We start from the raw sequence: 22590 nt of genomic DNA on the forward strand, positions 1-22590 counted from the left end.
CATACATTATGGCTCTGGCTTTTAGCTAACCCACGAAGGCGGAGGTCAGCACCTTTTGTGGGAGTCATATTGTCTATGTTTCAAAAGGAATTGTGTGAAGGCGGAATTCGTTAGTACTGAAGGAGACTACCTTCAAGCGGAGCTGAACATTGATGGGCAGACTCTCTATGTAATGGATGAGTTTGGAGGGGATTGTCTCAAGCCGGGGCAGGAAATTGATGTTGAGCTAATGAATTCCTGCGCTGATGATCTCGACTGGGATGCTGTGTTCAGTGCCAACCTCGAAAAGCGAACAGCTCTTCAACATATCTCTGGTTGGTCATACTTTGCCTTGGGTCGGGTTACTTCTATCAACCCTCTAATGTGTGACTGCGGAGTCGTCGAATTGGAAGGCCCTTTTTCAACTAATGACACGCGCTGCATTGGTGAATATGTTGGATTCAGAGTTACGAGGCTTACCGCTTTTGAAACATAACAAGAAAAACCAGAACGCCGCAAACAACGCGGCTGGGACTCCCTTCGCGAGCTCCGGCCGCCCCTGTTTTAGGCGTTAGGTTTCACTTTTATCTATGACGATGCTATCCACTTTTTTAATTCTGGCTGCTGTGGCCATTTATCTTTGGCTAGATGCCAAATGCATGTTTGGTACTGGGCTTCCTCCTGGTGGCATAGCCAGGGTTAGTGGCTGCCGCGAGATATCAATTAGCTATGGGCAATAGAACAGGGAATAGAACAGGGGACAGCCATCCGACGTTGACAGTTCAAGATTCATTTTCTACGCTGTTTGAGTGATAAATAAGCAAGGAAGCTGATATGACTCGCCCCCGCTCAGAGCTGGTTTCGCCCGCTGATACGCCTTACTACCACTGTGTATGTCGCTGTGTCCGTCGTGCATTTTTGTGCGGTGAGGACAGATTGACTAATACCGATTACAGCCACCGCAAAGGGTGGGTTCTAGAGCGTCTTACCCTGTTGGGTGAGGTATTCACTATCGAACTTTGTGCTTACGCGGTGATGTCCAATCACTATCATTTAGTCATTCATCTCAACCCCAAGAAAGCGGAACAACTTACTGACAGAGAAGTCTCTGAGCGCTGGGCCAAGTTGTTTACTTGGCCAGTAATGGTCGGACGTTATCTGGCAGGAAAGTTGGCCACTGAGGCTGAAAAGCAGGTTGCCACCAACATTATCCAACAATGGCGTGAACGCCTGTCAGATATATCGTGGTATATGCGCTGTTTAAACGAACATATCGCTCGTAAAGCCAATGAAGAGGACAAATGCAAAGGACGATTCTGGGAAGGCCGATTCAAGTCTCAAGCCATCCTTGATGAAGCTGGGCTGTTGGCTTGTATGACCTATGTGGATTTGAATCCACTCAGAGCAGGTATTGTGGATACACCGGAGCAATCCGTCGATGTGTCTATTCATCAACGCCTGAAACAGCATCATCAGGGACAACAAGAAGTTTCATCGTCACCTGAAACCAGCGCGACGCCAACGCTCAATCCGTTTGTCGGCAACCACAGACAGGAGATGCCGGAAGGTATTCCGTTCACATTTGCAGACTATCTGGAGCTGGTTGACTGGACTGGCAGGGTGCAACGTGCAGACAAGTGCAGTAGTCTTGCCAGTGACGCGCCACCTATTCTGCAACGTTTAGGCATGGACGGAGAAAGCTTTCTCACTGCGGTTCAAAAGCAAAACCTATCACGGGGCACCGTTATCGGCCATCCCGCCAGCCGAGTACGATATGCGCAGGTACAGGGGAGAAGCCGGGTATATGGTCCCGCATTAACGTCGCCATCTGGTTGATCTCAAAAATACTTCCGCTATCAAATTGCCATCACTTATTCCCACTGGGAAGAGTTAACGATGCTTCGTTTCTGGTGAAACAGTGCAAGAGCGAGTGATCTCCACCAAAAACTGCTTAAAATAATTAGCCAGTTATATTTTTCAACGGAAAGAGTGTTGCATGAAGTCTGTTCGCGGGAGATTATTTAGACAATTTAGAGATGGATGTCCATGCCGTGCTCTAAAGCGTTGCGACTTACTCATGCATATTCTTGAAGAAAGAGGATATGAGTCTACTGTTGAAAGCGAAGTTGCAGATGCTATAAGTATAATGTCTTTGAAATGCGAGTAGCAAGAGATGTCTGTACTGCAAAGTAGGTGGATGGTAGATGATAAGGTCGTGGAGATTTTATGATTTTATGTGATGGTTATACATCGTATAGAGTTTGTGAACAGCGAGAGTTAGTAGGTTTCCCATTAACTTTGTTTAAGAAAATAGAAGTTTGCGTTCCATCTATTTTTATTTATGAAAATAATCTTTATTTTCCAAATGAAGATGGACGTCTGGCTTGTTACGATCAAATAACATTTGAAAATATTTGGGTAAGCGATACAGATAAGTTGCTGCCAATTTACCCTTTGGTATCAAATGATAGCATTTTGGTTGTCCGTTATAGCGATGAGAAAGTCAGTCGAATAAAATTAGGTAATGGAGAATTCATTGAAAATTTGGATTTTAGATACAGTAGTAAATGGCTGATTAATGATGAAGTTATATATGCCCGCGGGTATAACAGGAACAAGGAGTGTAAGTATTCTATTAAGGCAATTTGTTCAAATACTTTCACTATTGGTTGGGAGTACTCTAGATTAGATTTTGGCAACTTTTCAGTATCTAAAAGCTACGTGTTATTGAAGTCCGACTCGGGTGTGTTTTTTGCTCTAGATAAAAGTGGTAATGAACTTTGGTCCCACTCGGTATCAAGGAACCCTTCGCTATTCGAAATTGACGGCGCTGACTTGTCCCAGAGTTCGGAGGGAGAGGGGATAAATTCATTTAATACCACATTAGGGGACCCGATTATTTATGATGATAGAATTGGAGTGCTACCAGTATTGTGTAATCAGCTGGCTGGGATAGACCTAAAAACGGGGGACGTCCTTTGGTTACGTAAACTTAGTCGCTCAGCGTCATCTAGTCGAGTGGCGTATGGAAAAATTCTTTATTGTATGGGAGAAAATCATATTGAAGCTATATGCTTAAATACAGGGGGTGTAAAGAAAATCATTGAAGTTGATACCAGCTTGCTTCATAAAAAATTAAATATAAAAGACATCGATTTTGGTCTATTTACTGTTACTGATACGCATATTTTTGCTGCTTCTCAGAGTTGCCATGTTTTCGTCGCCATTAACCTTTCTAGTGGTGTGATTGAATGGTTTTTTTCACCTGAAAATCCCATAGGTTCAACGAATGTCCCCTACGTCTCGAATGGGCGTGTGTACTTCCCTTGCTTTAAGCAATTATATGTCTTTGAAGCTTCAAATGGCTTTACTTCTTTAAGATAGAGGAGGTTTATGGATGGGGTCAGGAGACCTGTATCGACCACCTCGGATATTACAAGTCGCTGTCAGAAGAGTGTTTGCGGACATATGTCTGGCGTCTGGTTCAGTACGTTTATTCGTCTTTGCGCCATAGCTCGCTCCAAATCTGGTAGTTCAAGTACCACAAAACGTTTGGTAGTGACGATCGTTGTCTGTTGGCAGATCCTGATAGTCAGCGGTTTCGGCAAGCATTTGATAGGGTGAGCGTAACACTTTGAGCAAGGCGTCTGCTGGCGCACTGCTGTTGGTTAACTCACACGCCTGTAGCACCGCTTCTACGTGGTGATTGCGCGGGATCACGACAGGATTGGATTGCTGCATTAAAGCCAGTGCTGCTTGTTGTTGCTTACTGTCGTTACCGATGCGCTGCCGCCATTGACCATACCAATCACCTAATGTGTCTTGTAACTTGGTTGCTATCTGTTGCTCGGTGAGTGAGCGAGTCAGCTGGTGAAAGGTTTGGGTGTAATCGAGCTGTTGCTCCTGCAGCTGCTCGAGGAGTTCGGTGATCAGGGCAACATCTGTTTGCTGGATCTCGTCGAGTCCTAACTTGGCGCCCAACATGGTTTGGTATGCCTGTTCAAAGCGAGGAGAAAAATCGGCGATCAGCGCCTCTGCCTGAGCCAGTGCCTTATCCTGATCTTCGTCGATGAGCGGCAGTAAAGCTTCAGCTAAGCGGGCCATGTTCCAGCGGCAGATCGACGGTTGGGCACCAAAGGCATAGCGACCACCACTATCGATAGAGCTGTAGACCGTCCCCGGGTGGTAGATGCCCAGCATGGCACAGGGGCCAAAATCGATGGTTTCGCCTGAGATCGCGGTGTTATCGGTATTCATCACGCCATGAATAAAGCCGATACGCATCCATTCGACGATCAGGGTGACCTGTTTATCCATCACCGCTCCAAGTAATTCCAGCACCGGGTTGGCGGCTGCCTTTAATGTGGGGAAATGGCGGTCAATCGTATAGTCGGTCAATGTTTTTAGGGAAACGATATCCCCCTTGGCGGCAAAGTATTGAAAGCTGCCTACGCGGATATGGCTGCTGGCGATACGGGTGACCACGGCACCGGGCTTGGGTAAGTCGCGGTAGACGGTTTCGCCAGTGGTGACCACGGCTAAACAGCGCGTAGTGGGTACGCCCAGAGCATGCAGCGCTTCACTCATCAGGTATTCCCGTATGGCGGGGCCAAGGGCGCAGCGGCCATCGCCACGGCGGGAATAACGGGTAGGGCCAGAGCCTTTGAGTTGCAGATCCCAGCGTTGTTGATGGTCATCGACAAATTCGCACAACAGATGGGCGCGGCCGTCCCCCAGTTGGGGATTGAACTGACCAAATTGATGACCTGCATAAACGCAGGCGATGGGTGATGCCTCTGGCAGTAGGTCGTTGCCAGAAAATAATTGAGCAAGGGCGTTTTCGTTGTCGGGTAGCCCCTGCGATAGGGCTAGCTGATCTACCAGAGATTGATTCCAGAGTAATAGATGGGGATCGGCAACGGGAAGCGGATTAATCGATTCAGAGAAAGCGGTACCCAGTTGTAAATACGTATTAGAAATTTTCACACATAGCCCCGTGGCGAAAACGAATCATTTAGATTGCCTATGGGAGACTGTATCATCCCATGGCGTGAAGTGCGCCTGTTTCCAGCGCAGTAGGTGATAGCTTTTACGGCCGCGATAGGCTTTAGGTTCAGGTGCTATTTTGCTTCCTTGTCGCCAGTTTGGCGGCGTTGTGTCATCGAGGTACTGATTTTAGAGGCTGAGTTTGATTGAGATGAATAGACCGATACCACCGTTGTGGCGAGAAGCGGAACAGCACTGGTTATATCTAGGTGATGTGTTGGCTTGGGAACTGTTTCCGGCGTGGGGCGAGGCGTTCTGTGCGGGGATGGGGATCCAGGTGATAGTGAAAGATAGCGGTGCTGATCGGCATATTTGGCAGTGCCGAGGTAATGGGTTTGATCTGCTGCTGCAATTTGAGGGATTAGCTGAAACGATCTGGCTGGAGCCGTTGAGAGAGGCTGACTGGCCTGCATTGCAGGCCAGCTTCACAGAATGATGTTGTTAGCCGGCTTTATGGCGAAAGAAGCTATCGAGCAGGGTTTGCACGGCACCGTTTAGACGGGCATTACGTAACTCTTCTGATTGTTGCCCTTTGCCGACATTGGCTTGCAGGGCACCACGCCATACTGATTGTCCCTCTTTATTTTGAATGTCGATGACCAAGGTGCCTTTATCAAAACCTTTGTCACCGGCTAAGCCGAGAGATAAACCAAAATATTTTTCTAGATCGGCATCGTTAAGATCTTTTTCTAATGCCAGCACATAGCTGATTTTAAAGAACGCTTGCTCATGGTGCTCGGTGAAGTGATAAGCCTGTTGATCCATGCTTTTGACGATGGACTCTCGTAATAAGCCTTCAATTTCAGGGTTCTTTCCGACTTCCCCTAAAACACCACCAGTACGATCTGACCAGGTGACCATGGCTCTTGCGGGAACTGATAGTTCCGGGCTTTGAATAGAAACCGCCACTGATTTTCGTAGTTCATCGGGGACTGCATTGGCGTCATCTTTGGCGGCAGTTCCGGTATCGCCACAGGCTGCAACCATTGCCATTAGCAGCACTACTAAGAAAGATTGTTGTAACCCTTTAGCCATGGTGGCTCCTTAAAATTTAACCAGTAATCCAGCGGTGACCTGATATTGCCACCAAATTTCACTATCCACTTTTACCAGGCAGCCGCCATTACAAAAGACCTGTTTGTCACTGTCCATGGCGGTAGCAATGGCGCGGCCATCTAGGCGCAAGCCGACATAATCATTTGCAAACCACTTTAAGCCACCGGCAAAGCCCATGGAAAAGTTGGTTTCAGAGCTGTACTCTTCGGGATCAAAATAGGTGGCCCCTAGGGTTGCGCCGATATAGGGACGTAACCCGGTATCACGAACGACAAACTCATAAGTACCACCGAAATGGTAATAATTAATATCCATGTCGCTGGTGGTACGAGTGCCGTTGTTATCAAATAGTTCAAGATCGGTATTTGTTTGTGCGAGATAAAGCTCATACTGCAGTTTATTGCCTTTTTTGTGACCATCTAACAGGTTAAGTGTGAAGGCAATGGTGTCGCCACTATCCGTGTCTAGGGTGTAATCGCTGTCGTCACTTTCGGTGAAGCTATCACTGCCGCTGGTACCAGCCATAAGTGCGGCTTCCCACACCCATTCTCTGGCTGCGTGTGCCGGCAATATGATGGAAAACAAAGTTAAGGCTAACAGTATGCGCATAATGGCTGTCCTTAATGGCACTTGATGGAATGCTAGGTTGTCAGTCTAAGGCAAGTCGCTGGTTTTGTGCAGCTTTAGTATGACAATCTGGTCGGAGATGAGAGCGGTGCCCAGATCTATTTGGATCAGGTATGCTTACGCTCTGAAGTTGAACGGCTTATAAAGATAGGGTTGAAGGGATCAATGAGTAATACTGCGGCAGCGTCTGCCACTTTGCTAATTAACTGCCCAGACCGTAAAGGCTTGGTACATATAGTTACACAGTTCATCTATAGCAATGGCGGCAACGTTATTGATCTTGAGCAGCATGTGGATCGGGAAGATAACCGCTTTTTTATGCGGATAGAGTGGGATTTGAGTGATTTCGCTATTCCTGTGGATGCGTTGTCCGGCGCTTTTGAGAAAGCGTTAGCGAATCCTTATGAGATGCAATGGCAACTCAGCTTCTCTGATCGTAAGCCTCGTATGGCGGTGTTTGTGTCGCAGCATGAGCACTGTTTATATGACATGCTGGCGCGTTATCAGAGCGGTGAATGGGATCTCGAGATCCCATTGATTATCAGTAATCACACCAAGATGCAGGCCGCGGCAGAGGCTGCTGGTATCCCGTTTTATCACCTGCCTGTCACCAAAGAGACAAAAGCAGACGTTGAGGCGGAGCAGAAAGCTTTACTGCAGGCCCATGATGTCGATTTTATTGTGCTGGCTCGCTATATGCAGATCTTGTCTGACGATTTTATCCAGCAGTTCCCTAATCGCGTGATTAACATTCATCACAGCTTCTTGCCGGCTTTCCCTGGCGCCAAGCCTTATCATTCTGCCTATGCGCGCGGGGTGAAGATCATCGGTGCCACCAGTCACTATGTGACCGCGGAGCTCGATGCTGGCCCAATTATCGAGCAGGATGTGGCTCATGTGCGTCATACCGATACGGTAGATGACCTGGTACGTAAGGGGCGCGATGTGGAGAAGGTGGTGCTTTCCCGCGCTATCTGGCGTCACATCAATCAGAAAGTGATCGCCCATAACAATCGCACCGTGGTTTTTGATTGATACGTCAATTGAGTGACAAAAAATAAAGGCTCATTGATTGAGCCTTTATTTTTCTCCCTGTTAGATCTGATATTAGCTCTGTCCTGAGCGTAACTCTATTTCAGCACTACCCACACCGACCTCCACCGACAGCGAGTAACCATCGGTATTTGTTCCCTGCCAATGACTTTCATTACCCACTAAATGGCGCTCTTCACTGGCGGAGTTATCCGGGGTTTCAATATCAATATCACCTACCCCACTGACGCCTTTGACCTGCTGAAAGGTAGCGATGGGCAGAGACACCGCGACATCTCCTACCCCAACGTTAATCTCGGCACTTTGCGCTAAATCGGCGATGTCAGCGGCACCTACACCGACATCAAGATCTAGTGTTATCTGCTTAGGCAGGTACAGCACCCACTTTTCTTGATAGCTATCTTCAGCAAGGGAGATTGAGAGCACGCCATCACTCTTTTCGATAAGCAGATTGGCGTTAGTTACCGCCTCAGTAAACCAGCCATCGCGCTCGTCAACTTGCAGCGTAAACTGCAGCTCATCGCTTGCGGTGGGTAAGATTTTGATAGAGCCAACATGCACGCCGATCGCCAGGGTCTGGACACCTTGCAATGATAGCGTTTGCTCAAAGGTACGAGTGGGCTGTTCAGCCCATGTTTGGGTCGAGACCAGTAGACTGGCGAGAATAACGGTTGGTAGAAACATGCCCATGTTGACTCCTGTTCTTATTTGCATTGATGTTGGCTTAGCGGTTGCTGAGCAATAAAAAGCAGAAGTCGTGCCAAAGATATAAAGCTAACAATTACATTAGGTTATAAATTTCTATAGCAAAAGATATGGCGTGGTTTACTAGCTATTAGCAAACTACGCCACACTGGTGGGGTAAGCGGCTCTAGGATTAGGCCATAGCCAGTAACTGGTCTACAGCTTTCTCTATTCCCACCGCTGCTTCAGTGATGTTTTCTGCCAGCATATAAGCGGGTGTACTGATCACTTTTCGTTCTTGATCAACGCAGATCTCGGTTACCGCACACGCTTGATGCTCACCACCAAGCTGGTTAAAGGCTTTAGCCGTTTCACTGTCTGTGCCAATGGTGCCTTTAGCGCCATGGCCATAGACTTGTGGGATCAGGATCGGCGAGATACACAGGTAGGCCGCTGCTTTGCCGGCAGTGGCAAACGCCTGACACGCTTTTAGTACGTTTGCATCTATCTGGCACTCAGCGCCTTTGAAGGCGAAGTCCGATAGGTTTTTCGCGGCACCAAAGCCGCCGGGTAACAGTAATGCGTCAAAATCGGCAGCGTTTAGTTGCGCAACATCTTGGATCTCGCCACGGGCTATTCGAGCGGCTTCAACCAGCACATTACGCTGCTCTGTTTCTGCCACTTCGCCGGTTAGGTGATTAACGACATGATGCTGGGTGATATTAGGTGCAAAGCATTGGTATTCAGCTCCTGCTCGGCTGAGTGCTAAAAGACTGATCACCGTTTCGTGGATCTCGGCACCGTCAAAAACACCAGATCCACTGAGAATAACTGCTACTTTTTTCATTGCTAATTCCTTGTTCCGATAACGCAAGTTTTTAGTATGTAATTTTTCGATATGACACGTCTCAAATTTCTATTAAAAAACCTCCATTAGGATCTGGCAATGAAAATCTGATGTGGTAATCTCTTTCGCTACTGTGATACTGGTTAATTATTAACCGTCTTCTCCGCAGTACTAATAAAATGTTATTCACAGCAAAAACGGAATCACATCGAGAGCTAGGAATTGCTCGATCATCTTACCTAAGCTGCTGTTTTTAGTCGTATATTTTTTATTTTTATAGCTACTCTGTAGGCCATGCCGACGGAGGGTTTACTATTTCCCACACAGAGTTATCCACAAATTTCCTGCGCAGCGAGCGATTTCAATCGTCATTTCATGCCAAAGCCTTGTTAAACTACAACGACTATTCAAGCTATGGCATCCTTGCTGCTCTCCATCAAACTATAGAGTGACCCATGACCACGATCCCGGCCAATCCGTTTGTTCTTGTTGACGGCTCTTCTTACCTTTATCGCGCCTATCATTCGCCGCCGCATTTGACCAATTCAGCCGGTGAGCCAACGGGAGCGGTTTATGGTGTGGTTAATATGTTGCGCTCGTTACTGAAACAGTTCGATCCTTCGCATATTGCTGTGGTGTTTGATGCCAAGGGTAAAACTTTCCGTGATGATATGTTTCCGGAATACAAGGCCCAGCGACCGTCGATGCCAGATGATTTGCGCTGCCAGATCGCTCCGTTGCACGAAATTATTCGAAACATGGGGCTACCACTGTTGATGGTGGATGGGGTCGAAGCCGATGACGTCATTGGCACGCTTGCCCGACAAGCTGCAGCCGAAGGGCGACATACCTTGATCAGCACTGGCGATAAGGATATGGCGCAGTTGGTGGATGAGCACGTCACACTGATCAACACCATGACTGACACCGTGATGGGCCCTGTTGAAGTGGAGCAGAAATATGGTATTCCGCCGACGCTGATCATCGATTTTCTGGCCTTAATGGGTGACAAGGTCGATAACATACCGGGTGTGCCAGGTGTGGGTGAAAAGACGGCACTGGCCATGTTGCAAGGTATTGGCGGGCTTGATGCGTTGTATGCCGATCCCGATGCGGTGGCCACACTTGGTTTCCGTGGTGCCAAAACCATGCCGACTAAGCTGCGTGATAACCAGGCGGCGGCAGATATGTCGTATAAGTTGGCAACCATTAAGCTTGATGTGCCGTTAGAAAAACTGCCTGAACAACTGACGCGGACAGCGCCAGACAAAGATGCTCTGGTGAAATTGTTTGGCCAGATGGAGTTTCGTCGCTGGTTGGCTGAGATCCTCGATGGTGAGGGTGAGCAAGCCAATCCAGTAACTGATAGTCCGGCATCCAGTGCGGCAGCGATTGATCGCAGTGGTTATCAGACCCTGTTCACGAAAGCTGATCTAATGCCATGGTTGGAGAAACTTGCCGCAGCGCCTTTGTTTGCCATTGACACCGAAACAACCAGTCTTGATGTACAAGAAGCGAAATTGGTGGGTATCTCCTTTGCCGTTGCGCCTGGCGAAGCGGCTTACCTGCCGCTGGGACATGATTACTTGGGGGCGCCAGTGCAACTCTCGTTGGCTGACATCCTGCCGCTGTTGAAACCGGTTCTGGAGGATCCCAAGATCCTGAAAGTGGGGCAAAACCTGAAGTATGATTTGGCGGTGTTGTCTAATCATGGCATCGAGCTGGCGGGGATCGCCTTCGATACCATGCTTGAATCCTACGTCTTCAACAGTGTTGCCGGCAGGCACGATATGGACAGCCTGGCACTGAAGTATCTCAGTCATAAAGCGATCAGCTTTGAAGAGGTGGCTGGTAAAGGGGCGAAGCAGCTTACCTTTAATCAGATTGAGATGGATCAGGCCGCTCCTTATGCGGCGGAAGACGCTGATATCACGTTGCGCTTGCATCAGGCTATTTGGCCAAAGGTTGAAGCAGACACATCGTTGACCAAGGTGTTCAATGATATTGAGTTGCCATTGGTGCCGGTATTGTCGCGGATGGAACGCCATGGCGTGCTGATTGACAGTGCCATGTTGGCAGGGCAAAGCGATGAACTAGGTATTCGCTTGGCGGAACTAGAAAAAGAAGCGTTTGCCGTTGCTGGCGAAGAGTTTAACTTGTCTTCGCCGAAACAGCTGCAGGCGATCTTGTTTGATAAGCTGAGCTTGCCAGTACTGAAAAAGACCCCGAAGGGGGCGCCTTCTACAGCAGAAGAGACACTACAAGAGTTGGCGTTGGATTACCCCTTACCAAAGCTGATCCTCGAGTATCGTGGTCTTGCTAAGTTGAAGTCTACCTATACCGATAAATTGCCGCGGATGGTGAATGCTGGCTCCGGCCGGGTCCATACCTCTTACCATCAAGCGGTAACAGCCACGGGGCGTCTATCCTCCTCCGATCCTAATCTGCAGAATATCCCTATTCGTACCGCTGAAGGTCGCCGGGTGCGTCAGGCGTTTATCGCCCCGGCCGGTCGTGTGATCGTCGCGGCTGATTATTCGCAAATTGAACTGCGGATCATGGCGCACCTGTCGAAAGACGCTGGCTTGCTCAAAGCTTTCAAAGAGGGACTGGATGTGCACAAGGCGACTGCCGCTGAGGTGTTTGGTGTCACGCTTGACGAGGTGACCACTGAACAGCGTCGGCGGGCGAAAGCGATCAACTTTGGTTTGATATACGGTATGTCCGCTTTTGGTTTGAGTAAACAGCTTGGGATCCCGCGGCATGAAGCACAATCCTATATGGATACCTACTTTGAACGCTATCCTGGCGTACTTGAGTATATGGAGCGCACCCGAAAAGAGGCGGAGCAGCAGGGCTATGTAGAAACCCTGTTTGGTCGTCGTTTACATCTGCCTGATATTAAGGCGCGCAACATGGCGAGAAAGAAGGCGGCTGAGCGTGCGGCGATCAACGCGCCGATGCAGGGAACGGCAGCTGACATCATCAAGCTGGCGATGCTGAAGGTGGACCATTGGATCCAAACTGAAGGTAAACAACGTTTAGTGATGGTGATGCAGGTTCACGATGAACTGGTGTTTGAGGTGGAGCAAGCGCAAGCGGATGCGTTGGCAAAAACATTGAGTCAGCTAATGAGTGATGCTGTTGAGCTGGATGTGCCGCTATTGGTTGAAGCTGGAATTGGTGATAATTGGGATCAAGCACATTAGTTATTGCTTGGCTATTAATAAAGCAATATTAGGAATTTTATTACATAAATTACTTTCATGTTAACTGCGCGTTTGGTACATTAGTAGGCGTAGGGTACAGAGGTAAGATGTTCATTCTTACAGACCTTTTGGTTTCAGCTTGTTGAAACTGTTGAATTCTTACTCCGATACGTCAGTGTCGGAGTTTTTTTTGCCTGAAATCCCCCGCTATAAGCCATTCTATAGCCATAAATTGCGCTATATCAAACAAGCATTCAACTGTTAGAGTTTTAACTTTAAATTGAAAAAAAGCGCCTTTATAGTGCTCTCAAGCTAATAACCTTGTTGTTGGCTTTGACCCTAAGGGGTCTGGGAACATTAGCTTCTCCCCAAAGCTTTATTCGCCGGATGCACTCAGTGCAACCGGCTTTTTTTTGCCTAAATAGTGTCTATTGGGCATCTTTTATGTAATTAAATTACATTTTTATGTCCTTAATATGACGATCTTGCGTAGCTCATTGATTTTATGGGTGATTAAAGATGTGTGGAGTAAGGCGGCGTGAATGCGGTTAAAAAAACATCATTTTTTTAGGTGAAAAGCAGAACTTTTTTCATAGGAGTGAGTCTCAACTAGTGCATTGGAAAGTGCTTCCTTTCAAGACTCCCTAGCTTTTTATTAGCTGCCCATCCTCTCGGATGGGCTTTTTTTATGCGTCGCGCGTGAGTCGCGGCTGTCTGGGCTGATTAGGTTTCATTGCTCTGGGCAGATACGCTCTCTTCCCCTGTAGCTTCATCATCACCATGTAAGTGCCTGTAGCATTGGGTTTCAATAAACTGTGATAGGTGCTCTACCCCCAGTTTTTTCAGTGATGAAAACAGTTCAACCTGAATATCGCCACCAAACACAGTGATCGCCTCGCGAACCTTCAACAGCTGCGCCTTGCGAGCGCCTGACTTGAGTTTGTCGCACTTAGTTAGCAAGGCCAGTACCGGTAGATCACTGGCGACCGCCCACTGTAGCAGCATCTGATCGACCTCTTTCAGCGGATGGCGAACGTCCATCAGCACAACCACAGCGCAGAGCGATTCGCGTTTCTCCAGATATTCGGTTAGCGCGAGCTGCCACTTCTCTTTAAGTTCCAGTGGCACTTTGGCAAAGCCGTAACCTGGCAGATCAACTAAACGGCAGTCTTGGCCGATGTCGAATAGGTTAATCAGCTGGGTTCGGCCAGGTGTTTTACTGGTGCGTGCCAGATTTGTTTGCACGCAGAGGGTATTCATTGAGCTAGACTTGCCAGCATTGGAACGGCCAGCAAATGCTACCTCGGCACCGCCATCTGAAGTCAACTGACTGATCTTGGCGGCACTAGTGATAAAACTGGCATTACGAAAATTTAGCTTGAAGGGCTGCACAAATGGCCTCCGGGCAACGGGTTACTTTTTGTGAATTTGGTGTAAAATGACCGGATTACGATAATAAGCACGCAAAGTGTACCACGTCCCGCAGCTTTAGCGGACGAGAAAGATGGATTAGGTCACTAATGAAAAGATTCCTGATAGTTTTTACAGCTCTGGTAGGTTCCATCTCTGCAGCTTATGCAGAGGGTGATATTGAAGCGGGCAAGGCGGCAGCTGCAACTTGCGCGGCTTGTCATGGCGTTGATGGTAACTCCACTGTCGCTATCTACCCGAAACTAGCGGGCCAGCATGCCAGCTACCTGGAGAAGCAGTTGCATGAATTTAAGTTAGGCATGCAGAGCGCGGGTAAAGAGGGGCGCTATGACCCAGTGATGAGTGGTATGGCGATGCCATTGGATGATGCCGCCATTGCCAACCTTTCTGCTTATTTTGCTAGTCTGACAGCAACACCTGGTGCGACCCCTGAAGATGTGGTTGAAGTGGGTCACCAGCTCTTTCGTGGTGGCGATCCTGAGCGTGGGTTGCCTGCGTGCCTAGCGTGCCATGGCCCCCGTGGTGTTGGTTCTAGTCTAGCTAAGTTCCCTGCGATTTCTGGACAGCACCCCGATTATACGAAAGCGCAGTTAGAAAAATTCCGCTCAGGGGATCGTGCTAACGATATGAATGCCATGATGCGCGATGTAGCAATGAAGCTGACAGATGAAGAGATCGAGATCTTATCCAAATATCTGGCTGGCTTGCATTAAGCTAAATAGTTGCAGCGATTGATTGAAAGGCGGCATTGAGTCGCCTTTTTTGATTCTGGCTACATCGTCTGACACCATTGCTATGACGTATGACAGGCTTAAATAAGGAGCAGCATGTGCGACGTTTGATCACTGTATACGCTTTATCTGTGTGGCTTGGGTTGCTCTCTTTCGGGGTGACGGCAATGCCAAAAAATGGCCAGGACTATCTGACGGTCAATTTGCCGGACAGCGTCACTCTGGATGCCGATGTGGTGGAGTTTTTTTGGTACGGTGCGCCATCGTCGCAGCAATATATTCCTTATCGTAAGGCGCATCTGGCGGGTTCGCCTGGGCTTAAGTGGCAATATATGCCGGTAGTGATGCGCCCTGAATGGCGACCAGCAGCGAAAGCGTTTTACATTGCCGCCGAGAGTGAACAGTTCGAACGCTTGCACCTTGAGCTATTTGAACAAGCAAGAGATTTCCCCGAACTACTCGCCGATGAAGCGGGGGTGATAACCTGGTTTGCAGAGCGTGGCTTTAATGAAAATGATGTAAGGCGCAGCTACCTGGCAACCCATACCAATCAGCAGCTGGAAGCCGACCGGAGCGTGCTTGAAGCGCTGCCTATTCCTGGCGTACCGGCGCTGTTGATCCGTGGGAAATATTTGCTGCATGCCGGCATGCATAAGTCTGTTGATAGCTACGACGCAACGGTCAGTTATTTGTTGGCGCTTCCCGTACCAACAGTTGAGGCTAAATAGCCGTTTGCACCTGTGTTGTTCAGAAAGTGTGCGCTAGGTGGCAAAATGTAATCAATGTTATGGAAATGTTGCGTTTCATTCTTGAGTTATTACTCAACTGGACTACAGTATTACCCGACTCAGGGAAACAAAATCAGATCAGGATGATCTTTGAAAGATATTTAGGTCAAAGCATCAATGAAGAATGCATGACCAGCAAGCGGGGAAGCGCTGCACACGGGTTTATTTAAACCCACACGGTTTTTGAGCGGCACACTGTGTTTGCTCAGACGTGAAAGGAAGCATTTAAAAAGAAGAAAAAGAACCAAAGCATGGAAGCCGACAAAAAAAATAGGGATGTGACCAGGATGTCTCCCATATACAGCAAGGATTGTTGATAAAGATTGTTTGGCCATACTGACGTGGCCGATTAATAAGGCGGGCGTTCCGCCTTTTTTATTGCCTGTTTTTCAAGTCGTTACCCTCGAATTTTTCCTGTTTTAGCCGCAACAAATGTTTCTCCTTTATCGTTCCCATTTCAAAGTAACCGCAATTGCGGCTGATCGGTTACAATACGCTGGTATTTCTTTCCCTGTGTTGAGAGCACCATGAGCCGTAAGCGTAAAACGAGAAAAGTTGGTTCCCTAGCGCCATCGCTGAAACCGAAAGCGATCGCCAAAGAGGAGCGAAGTAAGCTACAAAAACGCGCGAAAAACCGCAAAGGCTTAAAAGCGGGCCATCGGCAGGTCTTAGAGTCAAATAAGGCCAGAAAAGGCGCGGGTAGTGGACAGGCCAAGTTAGATGATGCCGTGGCTGAAAAACTGGGAAGTAAGAAGCCGGTTGCTCTAGCTCCTGCGGAAACTAAGCCAGTACAGCAGCCGCAAGCGGTGAAGAAACCGAGTAAGCCCGCTGTGCCGGTAATTGATACGCAGACCCGTGAGGTTGTTGATATTGAGAGCTTATCTCTGGATGAGCTTGAGACTGCGTTGGATCTGTTGGAACAAGATCCGGTGTTTAACCAGCTGCTCGATCTGGTTGATGAAGGGAAAGCCCTGTCTGCCGAGCAACAAACGAATTTCGATCATTATGTCGCCGAACATGAGCGCCTCAGTGCTGCGCTTGGGATCACCGACGAAGAGGAACCGGAAGATACTGGCGCAGCACCGGCCTCTTCGGAAGACGAGCTGTGGAATAACTTTAATCAGGGCGAGTCATTGTTAAAACAGTTTCAGAAGGATGAGGATTAATGTCCCTGATGTTGTGGTTTTCAGGTGCTGTTGGCCTGTTGATTATTTTGGGATTGGCGGTTTATGCAGGGCGCCTGCTCTATTTGCTGAAGCAGCAACAGGATGAACAACGCCAGACTGTTGAGCGAAAAAATGCACGTTTGCTTGAGAGTATTTATACGATTGCGATGGCCGCAGAACAGCAGCAGTGTGAGTTGTCGGAGGCAGCCATTCGCCTTTGTGTGCTGTTGGACCATTTGCGCCCCGTTGGCGTTACGATCAATTTTGTTGAGCGCTATCCAAATTTGCATGCCTTGTATGATCGAGTGAAACACTTGCCTACCCATGAGGCGCGGAAGAAGTACAAGCGTAACGAGATTATGCGTATGGATCTGGAGCGGATGCGGGACGAGGAATCGTTGGCTGACGCGATAATGCCTGAACTTTCGATGCTGCGAGGCTTACCTGCGGAGTTGCTGCACGCCTAGAGCCTTGTGGCTGGCAGAAGATTAATCGTTGATATCGTTATTACTGAGAGCTGGAGAAGATCCGTGACCACGCCAACCCCGATTTGGGATCAAGCCCTGATTGCTAAGTATAATCTGACCGGTCCTAGATACACCTCTTACCCAACCGCATTGGAGTTTAAAGAGGGGTTTGCCGCGGATGATTTGGTGAAAGCGATCGCGCGCAGTGAACGCAGCAGCTTGTCACTTTATGTGCATATTCCGTTTTGTCATAAGCTTTGCTACTACTGTGGCTGTAATAAGGTGATCACTCGCCACCCACATAAGGCTGACATTTATCTCGATTTCCTCGAGCGAGAAATGGCAACTCGCGGCCCTCAGTTTCAGCACTATGAGGTGAAACAGTTACACCTTGGCGGGGGGACGCCGACCTTCTTATCTGCTGAGCAGATGAGTCGCTTGATGGCGATGTTAAGGCGACATTTTGTTTTTTCGCCATCGATAGAACAGGGAATAGAGGTCGATCCCAGAGAGATCCCACTTTCTATGATGTCTCATTTGGCAGCAGAAGGATTTAACCGCATCAGTATTGGCGTCCAGGATTTTAATCCTGTGGTGCAACAAGCGGTTAATCGAGAGCAAGACAATGAGTTTATTCATGCGTTAGTGGCTGAAGCACGAACTCAGGGGATGTCGTCGGTAAACTTGGATCTTATTTATGGCCTTCCGCATCAGACGGCGTCGAGTTTCGCCAAGACATTAGAGCAGACGCTTGCGATGGATCCAGACCGTTTGTCTGTCTTTAACTATGCGCACCTTCCAGAGCGCTTTGCGGCACAGCGTAAGATCGACGAGACCGCCATGCCAGAGGCAGCAGAAAAGATGGCGATGTTTCGGCAAAGCATTGAGTATCTAACGGCGCAAGGCTATCAGTTCATTGGCATGGATCACTTTGCGAAACCTGATGATGAGCTGGCGAAATTACAACGTAGCGGTGCATTGCATAGAAATTTTCAAGGCTATACCACCCATGGTGAGTGTGATCTTTTGGGCTTGGGGGTTTCGTCAATCAGTCAGATCGGCGATTGCTACGTCCAGAATCAGCGTGAACTAAAGCATTATTATCAGCAACTTGATGAGCGTGGGGACGCGCTACATAAAGGCGTGTCTTTGCACCGAGACGACTTGATCCGGCGCGATGTTATCAAAGCGCTGATCTGTAACTTTGAATTGAACTTCGTCGATATTGAAGCGCGTTGGGATATTGCTTTCACTGAGTATTTCAGCACTGCACTGACTGCATTGATGCCGCTAGCCGATGATGGTTTGCTTGCTATTTCTGAGCAGAAAATGGTTGTTAAACCGCCGGGAAGACTGCTTATCCGAAGTATATGCATGTGTTTTGATGCTTACATGCAGCAACAGCTCAGACAGCGGCAATTTTCCCGCATTATCTGATTGGCTCGGAGTTGAATTACACAGCTTTTGCTGTATCTCAAATTTCGTTGCACCACATTAGGTATCGCCAAATCAAGTTGTTGGCCGTAGTATGGGGTTGCTAAAATGTTAATAATCTCTTGTTTGGGTGCTTAGTGCTGTTGAACCTCTTTTATCAAACAAAGTTACGCTCTTTGCCTGCGCAAAAAGTTGAGGCTTCTGCTGATAGCGTTATACTCCTTGACCAGAATGTGATGTGGCTCTAATTATGATCAAGGATCCGGCGCCGTTAGCGCGCCTTTGTCGTCGACAGTTAAGAATGTACCGCATGGCTTATACCGTGCTGGTATTGATTACTGTGGCTATCTCTTGGTTTGATTTTCGCAATGATATTAAGGACCTGCGCCACTCGGTCGAATCATCCTTTCAAGAGCGTTTTTTATCTCTCAATAATCGACTGGAAAACACCACGTACTACGTGCGTGCGTTAGGTCAGCAATACCTGTTAGGGAAAGAAACCCCGGTAGGCTTACCTTTGCATCAGCTTGAGTCTCATCTGGTTCAATCTTCTACGCATTTTCAGCTTAGCAACAAAGAGTATTACAACCGTCCTTGGAGCTTTTTTGGTGCGGGCGAGTTTGAAGCGGATAACGCGGAATACCTACAAGAAGCCAATGCGGCATTAAAGATGGCCGATCTTTTGGTGTCTGCCCCTCTAGTAGAGCCGGCGGCTGTGCAAGCCTTCTACCATAACCCTGATGCCGGATTTTCATTTATCTATCCGCCATTGGATTGGCATGATTTTCAACCGGGCCCCCGTGATGGTGAGGTTCGTTATCGTTTGATCAACAGTGTGCTCCGCCCTCCCCAAGTCTGGTTACAACAAGGTGCTGAAGCGTATTGGACACGTCCCTATCTTGATTCTCGTGCGCAGGATCTGAGAGTTAGTTATTTGCAGCCAGTGAATTCTGGTGGCCGCTATCCTGCTTTGGTGGGAGCTGATGTAACGTTGGACTTCTTGGAGCGATTTGTTTCGCCATTGGAAGGGCCTGCATCCACTTTGAGCGTGATTAACCTGCAGCCGCCCGTGCAACTGCTGGCCAGTGGACGCCAACTGGACGATGATCCCGATGCGCCGCTATTTGATGATGGTCAGTTACTGCAGTTACATGAGATGGCCGCCAGCCGTACCCGCAAGCTAGAGCGGATGGACGGTGATTTGGTGATGCTGCGTCAGTTTGAACATGCGCCTTGGTATTTCGTTTATAGCTCCAGTCCGCTAGCGATGCTGGATGAATTGCGTTGGCAATTGGTTGTTAACATCAGTGTGGTGCTGTTAGTCGCCATTATTGGTGCCGTAACTGATCGATTTATTCGCGCACGATTTACCCGTCCTATGGAACAGGTAGAAATGGATCTGGTCGTGCAGCGCGACGAGTTATCCCGAGCATTAGATGATCTTGAACTGGCAAAAAGCGAGCTGGTGCAGTCGGAGAAAATGTCGGCCCTTGGCAGTATGGTGGCTGGTGTGTCCCATGAGGTGAACACGCCGATGGGCGTGGTGGTGACGGCTGTGTCCCATTTGCGGGAGCAGATGACGCGGATGCAATATCAGTTTAAGGAGCAACGCTTGTCTCCCGGCCAGTTGGAGCAAGCATTAGAAGATGGCCTGAAGGGGCTGGATTTGATCCAATTTAATACCGACCGCGCTGTGCACCTGCTGCAGAGCTTCCGTCAGGTTGCTGCCGATCAGACACAAGGGGAGCGTCGACGCTTTCTGCTTGCTGAGTATATTCAGAAAGTTCTCGATAGCATTCAGCCCCGTTTCCGTGATTCGCAGGTTGAACTGCAGTTTCATTATGACCGCGATGTGGAGATTGATAGTTATCCCAGCGCGGTAGCTCAAGCGGTTATTAATCTGGTATTGAATGCCCAGAAGCATGGCTATGAAGCTGGCCAACAAGGCACTATCCGTTTGGTGCTGAGTTTTGATGATCACAGCCAGCGCGCGCGCCTCAAAGTGCAGGATGATGGCTGCGGTATGTCAGCCGAGGTGGCGGCTCAAGTCTTTGATCCTTTCTTTACCACTGCCCGCGCTGCTGGTGGTACGGGGCTCGGCCTCAGTATTAGCTATAATCTGGCAGCCGGTCCGCTGGGTGGTAAGTTAAGTTTGGAAACGCGTCAGGGCTTCGGTTCATCATTCACCCTGGAACTGCCTTTCCAAGCCCCTGTAAATATCTCATAGCGCAAGCGCTCAAGGTCTCAAAGACGAATCATGATGTTGGTTATTAGTATATTGGCGCTATTGGCCGGCCCACCTTTGTATGCGTGGGTACGACGTCATCCCGGTTGGCTGGCATTGACGGACAGCTTCGTGTTTGTTGTGGTCGGCGGTCTGGTGTTGTTCCATATACTGCCAGAGGTTATCCATGCTGGCGGCTGGCAAGTACTGCTGTTGGTTGCTCTTGGGCTGTTCGGTCCGACTCTATTTGAGAACTTATTTCGCCGCGCTGCACTGCAGATGCATAATGCCACCCTGTTGGTCGGGGTGCTTGGCCTAGCGTTGCATGCACTCGGTGATGGGGCTGCACTGGTGGATCATGGTGAAGCGGAAACCCATGGGTTATTAGCGCTGAGTGTCGTTTTGCATCGTATCCCCGTGGGTTTGACCGTGTGGTGGCTGTTACGGCCACAGTACGGGAGAGTGCTGGCATGGTTGGTGATTATCCTTATGTCAGTGACCACTTACACTGGGTTTGCTGCTGGTGAGCAGTTGGTTACCGCACTTGATAGTCATCAATTTGCTTGGTTCCAGGCATTTGTGGTTGGCGCCATTTTGCATGTGGTATTTCATCGGCCCTATCACGTTGAAAGCGCCGAGCCGACGCCAACCATGACCGGTGTTGGTGGTCTACTGGGGGTGGTTGCCCTGCTATTGATCCTGCTTCCAGGCTGGCTGGGATACCATCTGCATGAGCATCATGAAGAGATACATCATCTGTTACAGGACGCGGCGCCGGAAGCACAATGGCGCTTTCTCTACCTTGCTTTGAGCGTCGCACCTTGGCTATTGCTCGCTTATGCCATTGCGGCGATGATTAACTACCTGTTCCCGCGTGCATTTTGGCTTTCACCGCGGCCGGGACGTTTGCCTGAGGCGCTGCGTGGTGCCTTGTTGGGCTTACCGTTGCCGGTTTGTATTCCCGATGCCACACGTATCTATCCGATGTTATTGAAGCAGGGGGCGACACCGAGCTTTGCGCTGGCTTTCTTGGTCGCATCACCTGTATTTGGTTTTGATGCTTTACTGGTGTCGTTGCCACTGCTTGGGTTGGAGTTCACCGGCATACGTTTATTGGCCGCGTTGGCGCTGACACTGCTCGTAGGGACGATCGTTGGGCGTTTTGTTCGCAACGTTGCAATGCCTGAAGCGGAGCTTTCGGTTGAAGAGCCGCGTCAGCATAGTGCCAAACGGCTATTTCAGGCATTTACTGATGGCTATGCCCACCTGATTGATCATACGGCGCCTTGGGTGATCGTCGGCTTGGTGGTTGCTGCCACGTTAGCGCCAACGCCAGGATGGGATCTACTGGCTGAGCAGTTGTGGGCACAGTTTCTATTAGTGATGTTGCTTGCATTACCGTTACATCTTTGTGCTACCGGGCTAACGCCTGTGGTAACCGTGCTCTTGGCTGTAGGCCTTTCCCCTGCTGCGGGTCTATTGTTCTTGCTATTGGGGCCCATGGTAAATCTAACGCTGGTGCGCTTTCTTATTCACAGCCATGGTCGGGGTATTGCGCTTGCGATGGTCGTCGCCATGGTGTGCTTGTCGGCAATGATTAGTTGGTTTGCACAACCATGGTTAGTACTTCCCCCATGGCTGCCTGACACTGAAACCACGGTGTGGCAATGGCTGGCACTCGGCGTTTTGGTGGCGCTATATGCGATCTCATTGCTGCGGAACGGCCCACGGGCATTTATTGCTGAGCTGTTGCCGAGTGAGTTACTTCATCACCATCATCATCACCATCATGATGCTAATCATGGTCACCACCATCATGATGGCGACCATAAGCACTGAGCCTTGGTC

General features: G+C 48.9%; 19 protein-coding genes. 13 read left to right on the plus strand and 6 right to left on the minus strand.

Annotation, left to right across the window (positions count from 1 at the left end; genetic code table 11):
* The first annotated feature begins 94 nt into the window (after window positions 1-94).
* The 3 genes from EZV61_RS00005 (at window position 95) to EZV61_RS00015 (ending at window position 3363) form a co-directional block, all read left to right on the plus strand.
* Window positions 95-475, plus strand: coding sequence for a hypothetical protein (locus EZV61_RS00005; protein WP_131413908.1), 381 nt, complete (start codon window positions 95-97; stop codon window positions 473-475).
* Window positions 476-813: 338 nt separating this feature from the next.
* Window positions 814-1815, plus strand: a complete 1002-nt coding sequence (locus tag EZV61_RS00010) for a transposase (RefSeq protein ID WP_131413909.1) — start codon at window positions 814-816, stop codon at window positions 1813-1815.
* Between the two features lie 390 nt (window positions 1816-2205).
* Entirely contained in the window at window positions 2206-3363 is a 1158-nt protein-coding gene (locus EZV61_RS00015) for an outer membrane protein assembly factor BamB family protein (RefSeq protein WP_131413910.1), read from the plus strand.
* A gap of 150 nt (window positions 3364-3513) precedes the next feature.
* Here EZV61_RS00015 and EZV61_RS00020 read toward each other — a convergent pair whose 3' ends face one another.
* Window positions 3514-4965 carry a protein adenylyltransferase SelO gene (locus EZV61_RS00020; RefSeq protein WP_131413911.1) on the minus strand — a complete coding sequence of 484 codons (1452 nt, stop codon included), beginning with the start codon at window positions 4963-4965 and terminating at the stop codon, window positions 3514-3516.
* Between the two features lie 211 nt (window positions 4966-5176).
* Here EZV61_RS00020 and EZV61_RS00025 point away from each other — a divergent pair, with 211 nt between their 5' ends.
* The gene (locus EZV61_RS00025; RefSeq protein WP_131413912.1) at window positions 5177-5461 is read left to right on the plus strand and encodes a DUF3630 family protein; all 285 of its coding nucleotides are present in this window, start codon (window positions 5177-5179) and stop codon (window positions 5459-5461) included.
* A 5-nt stretch (window positions 5462-5466) separates the two neighbouring features.
* Here EZV61_RS00025 and EZV61_RS00030 read toward each other — a convergent pair whose 3' ends face one another.
* Both EZV61_RS00030 and EZV61_RS00035 read right to left on the minus strand, forming a co-directional pair.
* Entirely contained in the window at window positions 5467-6060 is a 594-nt protein-coding gene (locus EZV61_RS00030; RefSeq protein ID WP_130566071.1) for a DUF4136 domain-containing protein, read from the minus strand.
* Between the two features lie 9 nt (window positions 6061-6069).
* Window positions 6070-6690, minus strand: a complete 621-nt coding sequence (locus tag EZV61_RS00035; protein ID WP_114339711.1) for an outer membrane beta-barrel protein — start codon at window positions 6688-6690, stop codon at window positions 6070-6072.
* A 183-nt stretch (window positions 6691-6873) separates the two neighbouring features.
* Between EZV61_RS00035 and purU the strand changes: the two genes are divergently transcribed.
* Window positions 6874-7743: a formyltetrahydrofolate deformylase gene (purU, locus tag EZV61_RS00040; RefSeq protein ID WP_114339710.1), complete on the plus strand. Its 870-nt coding sequence runs from the start codon at window positions 6874-6876 to the stop codon at window positions 7741-7743.
* A 72-nt stretch (window positions 7744-7815) separates the two neighbouring features.
* Here purU and EZV61_RS00045 read toward each other — a convergent pair whose 3' ends face one another.
* Together EZV61_RS00045 and elbB are read right to left on the minus strand one after the other, a co-directional pair.
* The gene (locus tag EZV61_RS00045) at window positions 7816-8451 is read right to left on the minus strand and encodes a hypothetical protein (protein ID WP_131413913.1); all 636 of its coding nucleotides are present in this window, start codon (window positions 8449-8451) and stop codon (window positions 7816-7818) included.
* Window positions 8452-8638: 187 nt separating this feature from the next.
* Complete coding sequence (gene elbB, locus EZV61_RS00050; protein WP_131413914.1) at window positions 8639-9292, minus strand: isoprenoid biosynthesis glyoxalase ElbB; 654 nt, start codon at window positions 9290-9292, stop codon at window positions 8639-8641.
* 455 nt (window positions 9293-9747) lie between these two features.
* On the opposite strand from elbB, the gene polA reads away from it, so the two are divergent.
* The gene (gene polA / locus EZV61_RS00055) at window positions 9748-12501 is read left to right on the plus strand and encodes a DNA polymerase I (protein WP_131413915.1); all 2754 of its coding nucleotides are present in this window, start codon (window positions 9748-9750) and stop codon (window positions 12499-12501) included.
* Between the two features lie 723 nt (window positions 12502-13224).
* On the opposite strand, the gene yihA is transcribed toward polA, so the two are convergent.
* Window positions 13225-13893, minus strand: coding sequence for a ribosome biogenesis GTP-binding protein YihA/YsxC (yihA, locus tag EZV61_RS00060; RefSeq protein ID WP_114339706.1), 669 nt, complete (start codon window positions 13891-13893; stop codon window positions 13225-13227).
* A 128-nt stretch (window positions 13894-14021) separates the two neighbouring features.
* Here yihA and EZV61_RS00065 point away from each other — a divergent pair, with 128 nt between their 5' ends.
* The 7 genes from EZV61_RS00065 (at window position 14022) to EZV61_RS00095 (ending at window position 22581) form a co-directional block, all read left to right on the plus strand.
* A complete protein-coding gene (locus EZV61_RS00065) occupies window positions 14022-14645 on the plus strand; it encodes a c-type cytochrome (protein ID WP_114339705.1) in 624 nt (207 codons plus the stop codon).
* Window positions 14646-14761: 116 nt separating this feature from the next.
* Window positions 14762-15391 carry a thioredoxin domain-containing protein gene (locus tag EZV61_RS00070; RefSeq protein WP_130566075.1) on the plus strand — a complete coding sequence of 210 codons (630 nt, stop codon included), beginning with the start codon at window positions 14762-14764 and terminating at the stop codon, window positions 15389-15391.
* A gap of 587 nt (window positions 15392-15978) precedes the next feature.
* Entirely contained in the window at window positions 15979-16617 is a 639-nt protein-coding gene (locus EZV61_RS00075; protein ID WP_131413916.1) for a GTPase-activating protein, read from the plus strand.
* Window positions 16617-17084, plus strand: coding sequence for a DUF2489 domain-containing protein (locus EZV61_RS00080; RefSeq protein WP_240695125.1), 468 nt, complete (start codon window positions 16617-16619; stop codon window positions 17082-17084). The genes EZV61_RS00075 and EZV61_RS00080 overlap by 1 nt, the downstream gene beginning before the upstream one ends.
* A 96-nt stretch (window positions 17085-17180) precedes the next feature.
* Window positions 17181-18521 (plus strand): oxygen-independent coproporphyrinogen III oxidase, encoded by a 1341-nt coding sequence (gene hemN, locus EZV61_RS00085; RefSeq protein WP_205695327.1) that lies wholly within the window; start codon window positions 17181-17183, stop codon window positions 18519-18521.
* Window positions 18522-18768: 247 nt separating this feature from the next.
* Window positions 18769-20745: a sensor histidine kinase gene (locus tag EZV61_RS00090; RefSeq protein WP_114339701.1), complete on the plus strand. Its 1977-nt coding sequence runs from the start codon at window positions 18769-18771 to the stop codon at window positions 20743-20745.
* A 30-nt stretch (window positions 20746-20775) separates the two neighbouring features.
* Window positions 20776-22581 (plus strand): permease, encoded by a 1806-nt coding sequence (locus tag EZV61_RS00095; RefSeq protein ID WP_131413918.1) that lies wholly within the window; start codon window positions 20776-20778, stop codon window positions 22579-22581.
* Window positions 22582-22590: the final 9 nt, after the last annotated feature.

The organism is Corallincola luteus, from assembly GCF_004336975.1.
Taxonomy (GTDB): Bacteria; Pseudomonadota; Gammaproteobacteria; order Enterobacterales; family Neiellaceae; genus Corallincola; species Corallincola holothuriorum.

Excerpts from the sequence above, each read along its gene's own strand:
- EZV61_RS00010 (WP_131413909.1), top strand. The coding sequence starts at position 814 with ATGACTCGCCCCCGCTCAGAGCTGGTTTCGCCCGCTGATACGCCTTAC.
- EZV61_RS00015 (WP_131413910.1), top strand. The coding sequence starts at position 2,206 with ATGATTTTATGTGATGGTTATACATCGTATAGAGTTTGTGAACAGCGA.
- EZV61_RS00025 (WP_131413912.1), top strand. The coding sequence starts at position 5,177 with ATGAATAGACCGATACCACCGTTGTGGCGAGAAGCGGAACAGCACTGG.
- EZV61_RS00030 (WP_130566071.1), bottom strand. The coding sequence starts at position 6,060 with ATGGCTAAAGGGTTACAACAATCTTTCTTAGTAGTGCTGCTAATGGCA.
- EZV61_RS00035 (WP_114339711.1), bottom strand. The coding sequence starts at position 6,690 with ATGCGCATACTGTTAGCCTTAACTTTGTTTTCCATCATATTGCCGGCA.
- purU (WP_114339710.1), top strand. The coding sequence starts at position 6,874 with ATGAGTAATACTGCGGCAGCGTCTGCCACTTTGCTAATTAACTGCCCA.
- EZV61_RS00045 (WP_131413913.1), bottom strand. The coding sequence starts at position 8,451 with ATGGGCATGTTTCTACCAACCGTTATTCTCGCCAGTCTACTGGTCTCG.
- elbB (WP_131413914.1), bottom strand. The coding sequence starts at position 9,292 with ATGAAAAAAGTAGCAGTTATTCTCAGTGGATCTGGTGTTTTTGACGGT.
- polA (WP_131413915.1), top strand. The coding sequence starts at position 9,748 with ATGACCACGATCCCGGCCAATCCGTTTGTTCTTGTTGACGGCTCTTCT.
- EZV61_RS00065 (WP_114339705.1), top strand. The coding sequence starts at position 14,022 with ATGAAAAGATTCCTGATAGTTTTTACAGCTCTGGTAGGTTCCATCTCT.
- EZV61_RS00075 (WP_131413916.1), top strand. The coding sequence starts at position 15,979 with ATGAGCCGTAAGCGTAAAACGAGAAAAGTTGGTTCCCTAGCGCCATCG.
- EZV61_RS00080 (WP_240695125.1), top strand. The coding sequence starts at position 16,617 with ATGTCCCTGATGTTGTGGTTTTCAGGTGCTGTTGGCCTGTTGATTATT.
- EZV61_RS00090 (WP_114339701.1), top strand. The coding sequence starts at position 18,769 with ATGATCAAGGATCCGGCGCCGTTAGCGCGCCTTTGTCGTCGACAGTTA.
- EZV61_RS00095 (WP_131413918.1), top strand. The coding sequence starts at position 20,776 with ATGATGTTGGTTATTAGTATATTGGCGCTATTGGCCGGCCCACCTTTG.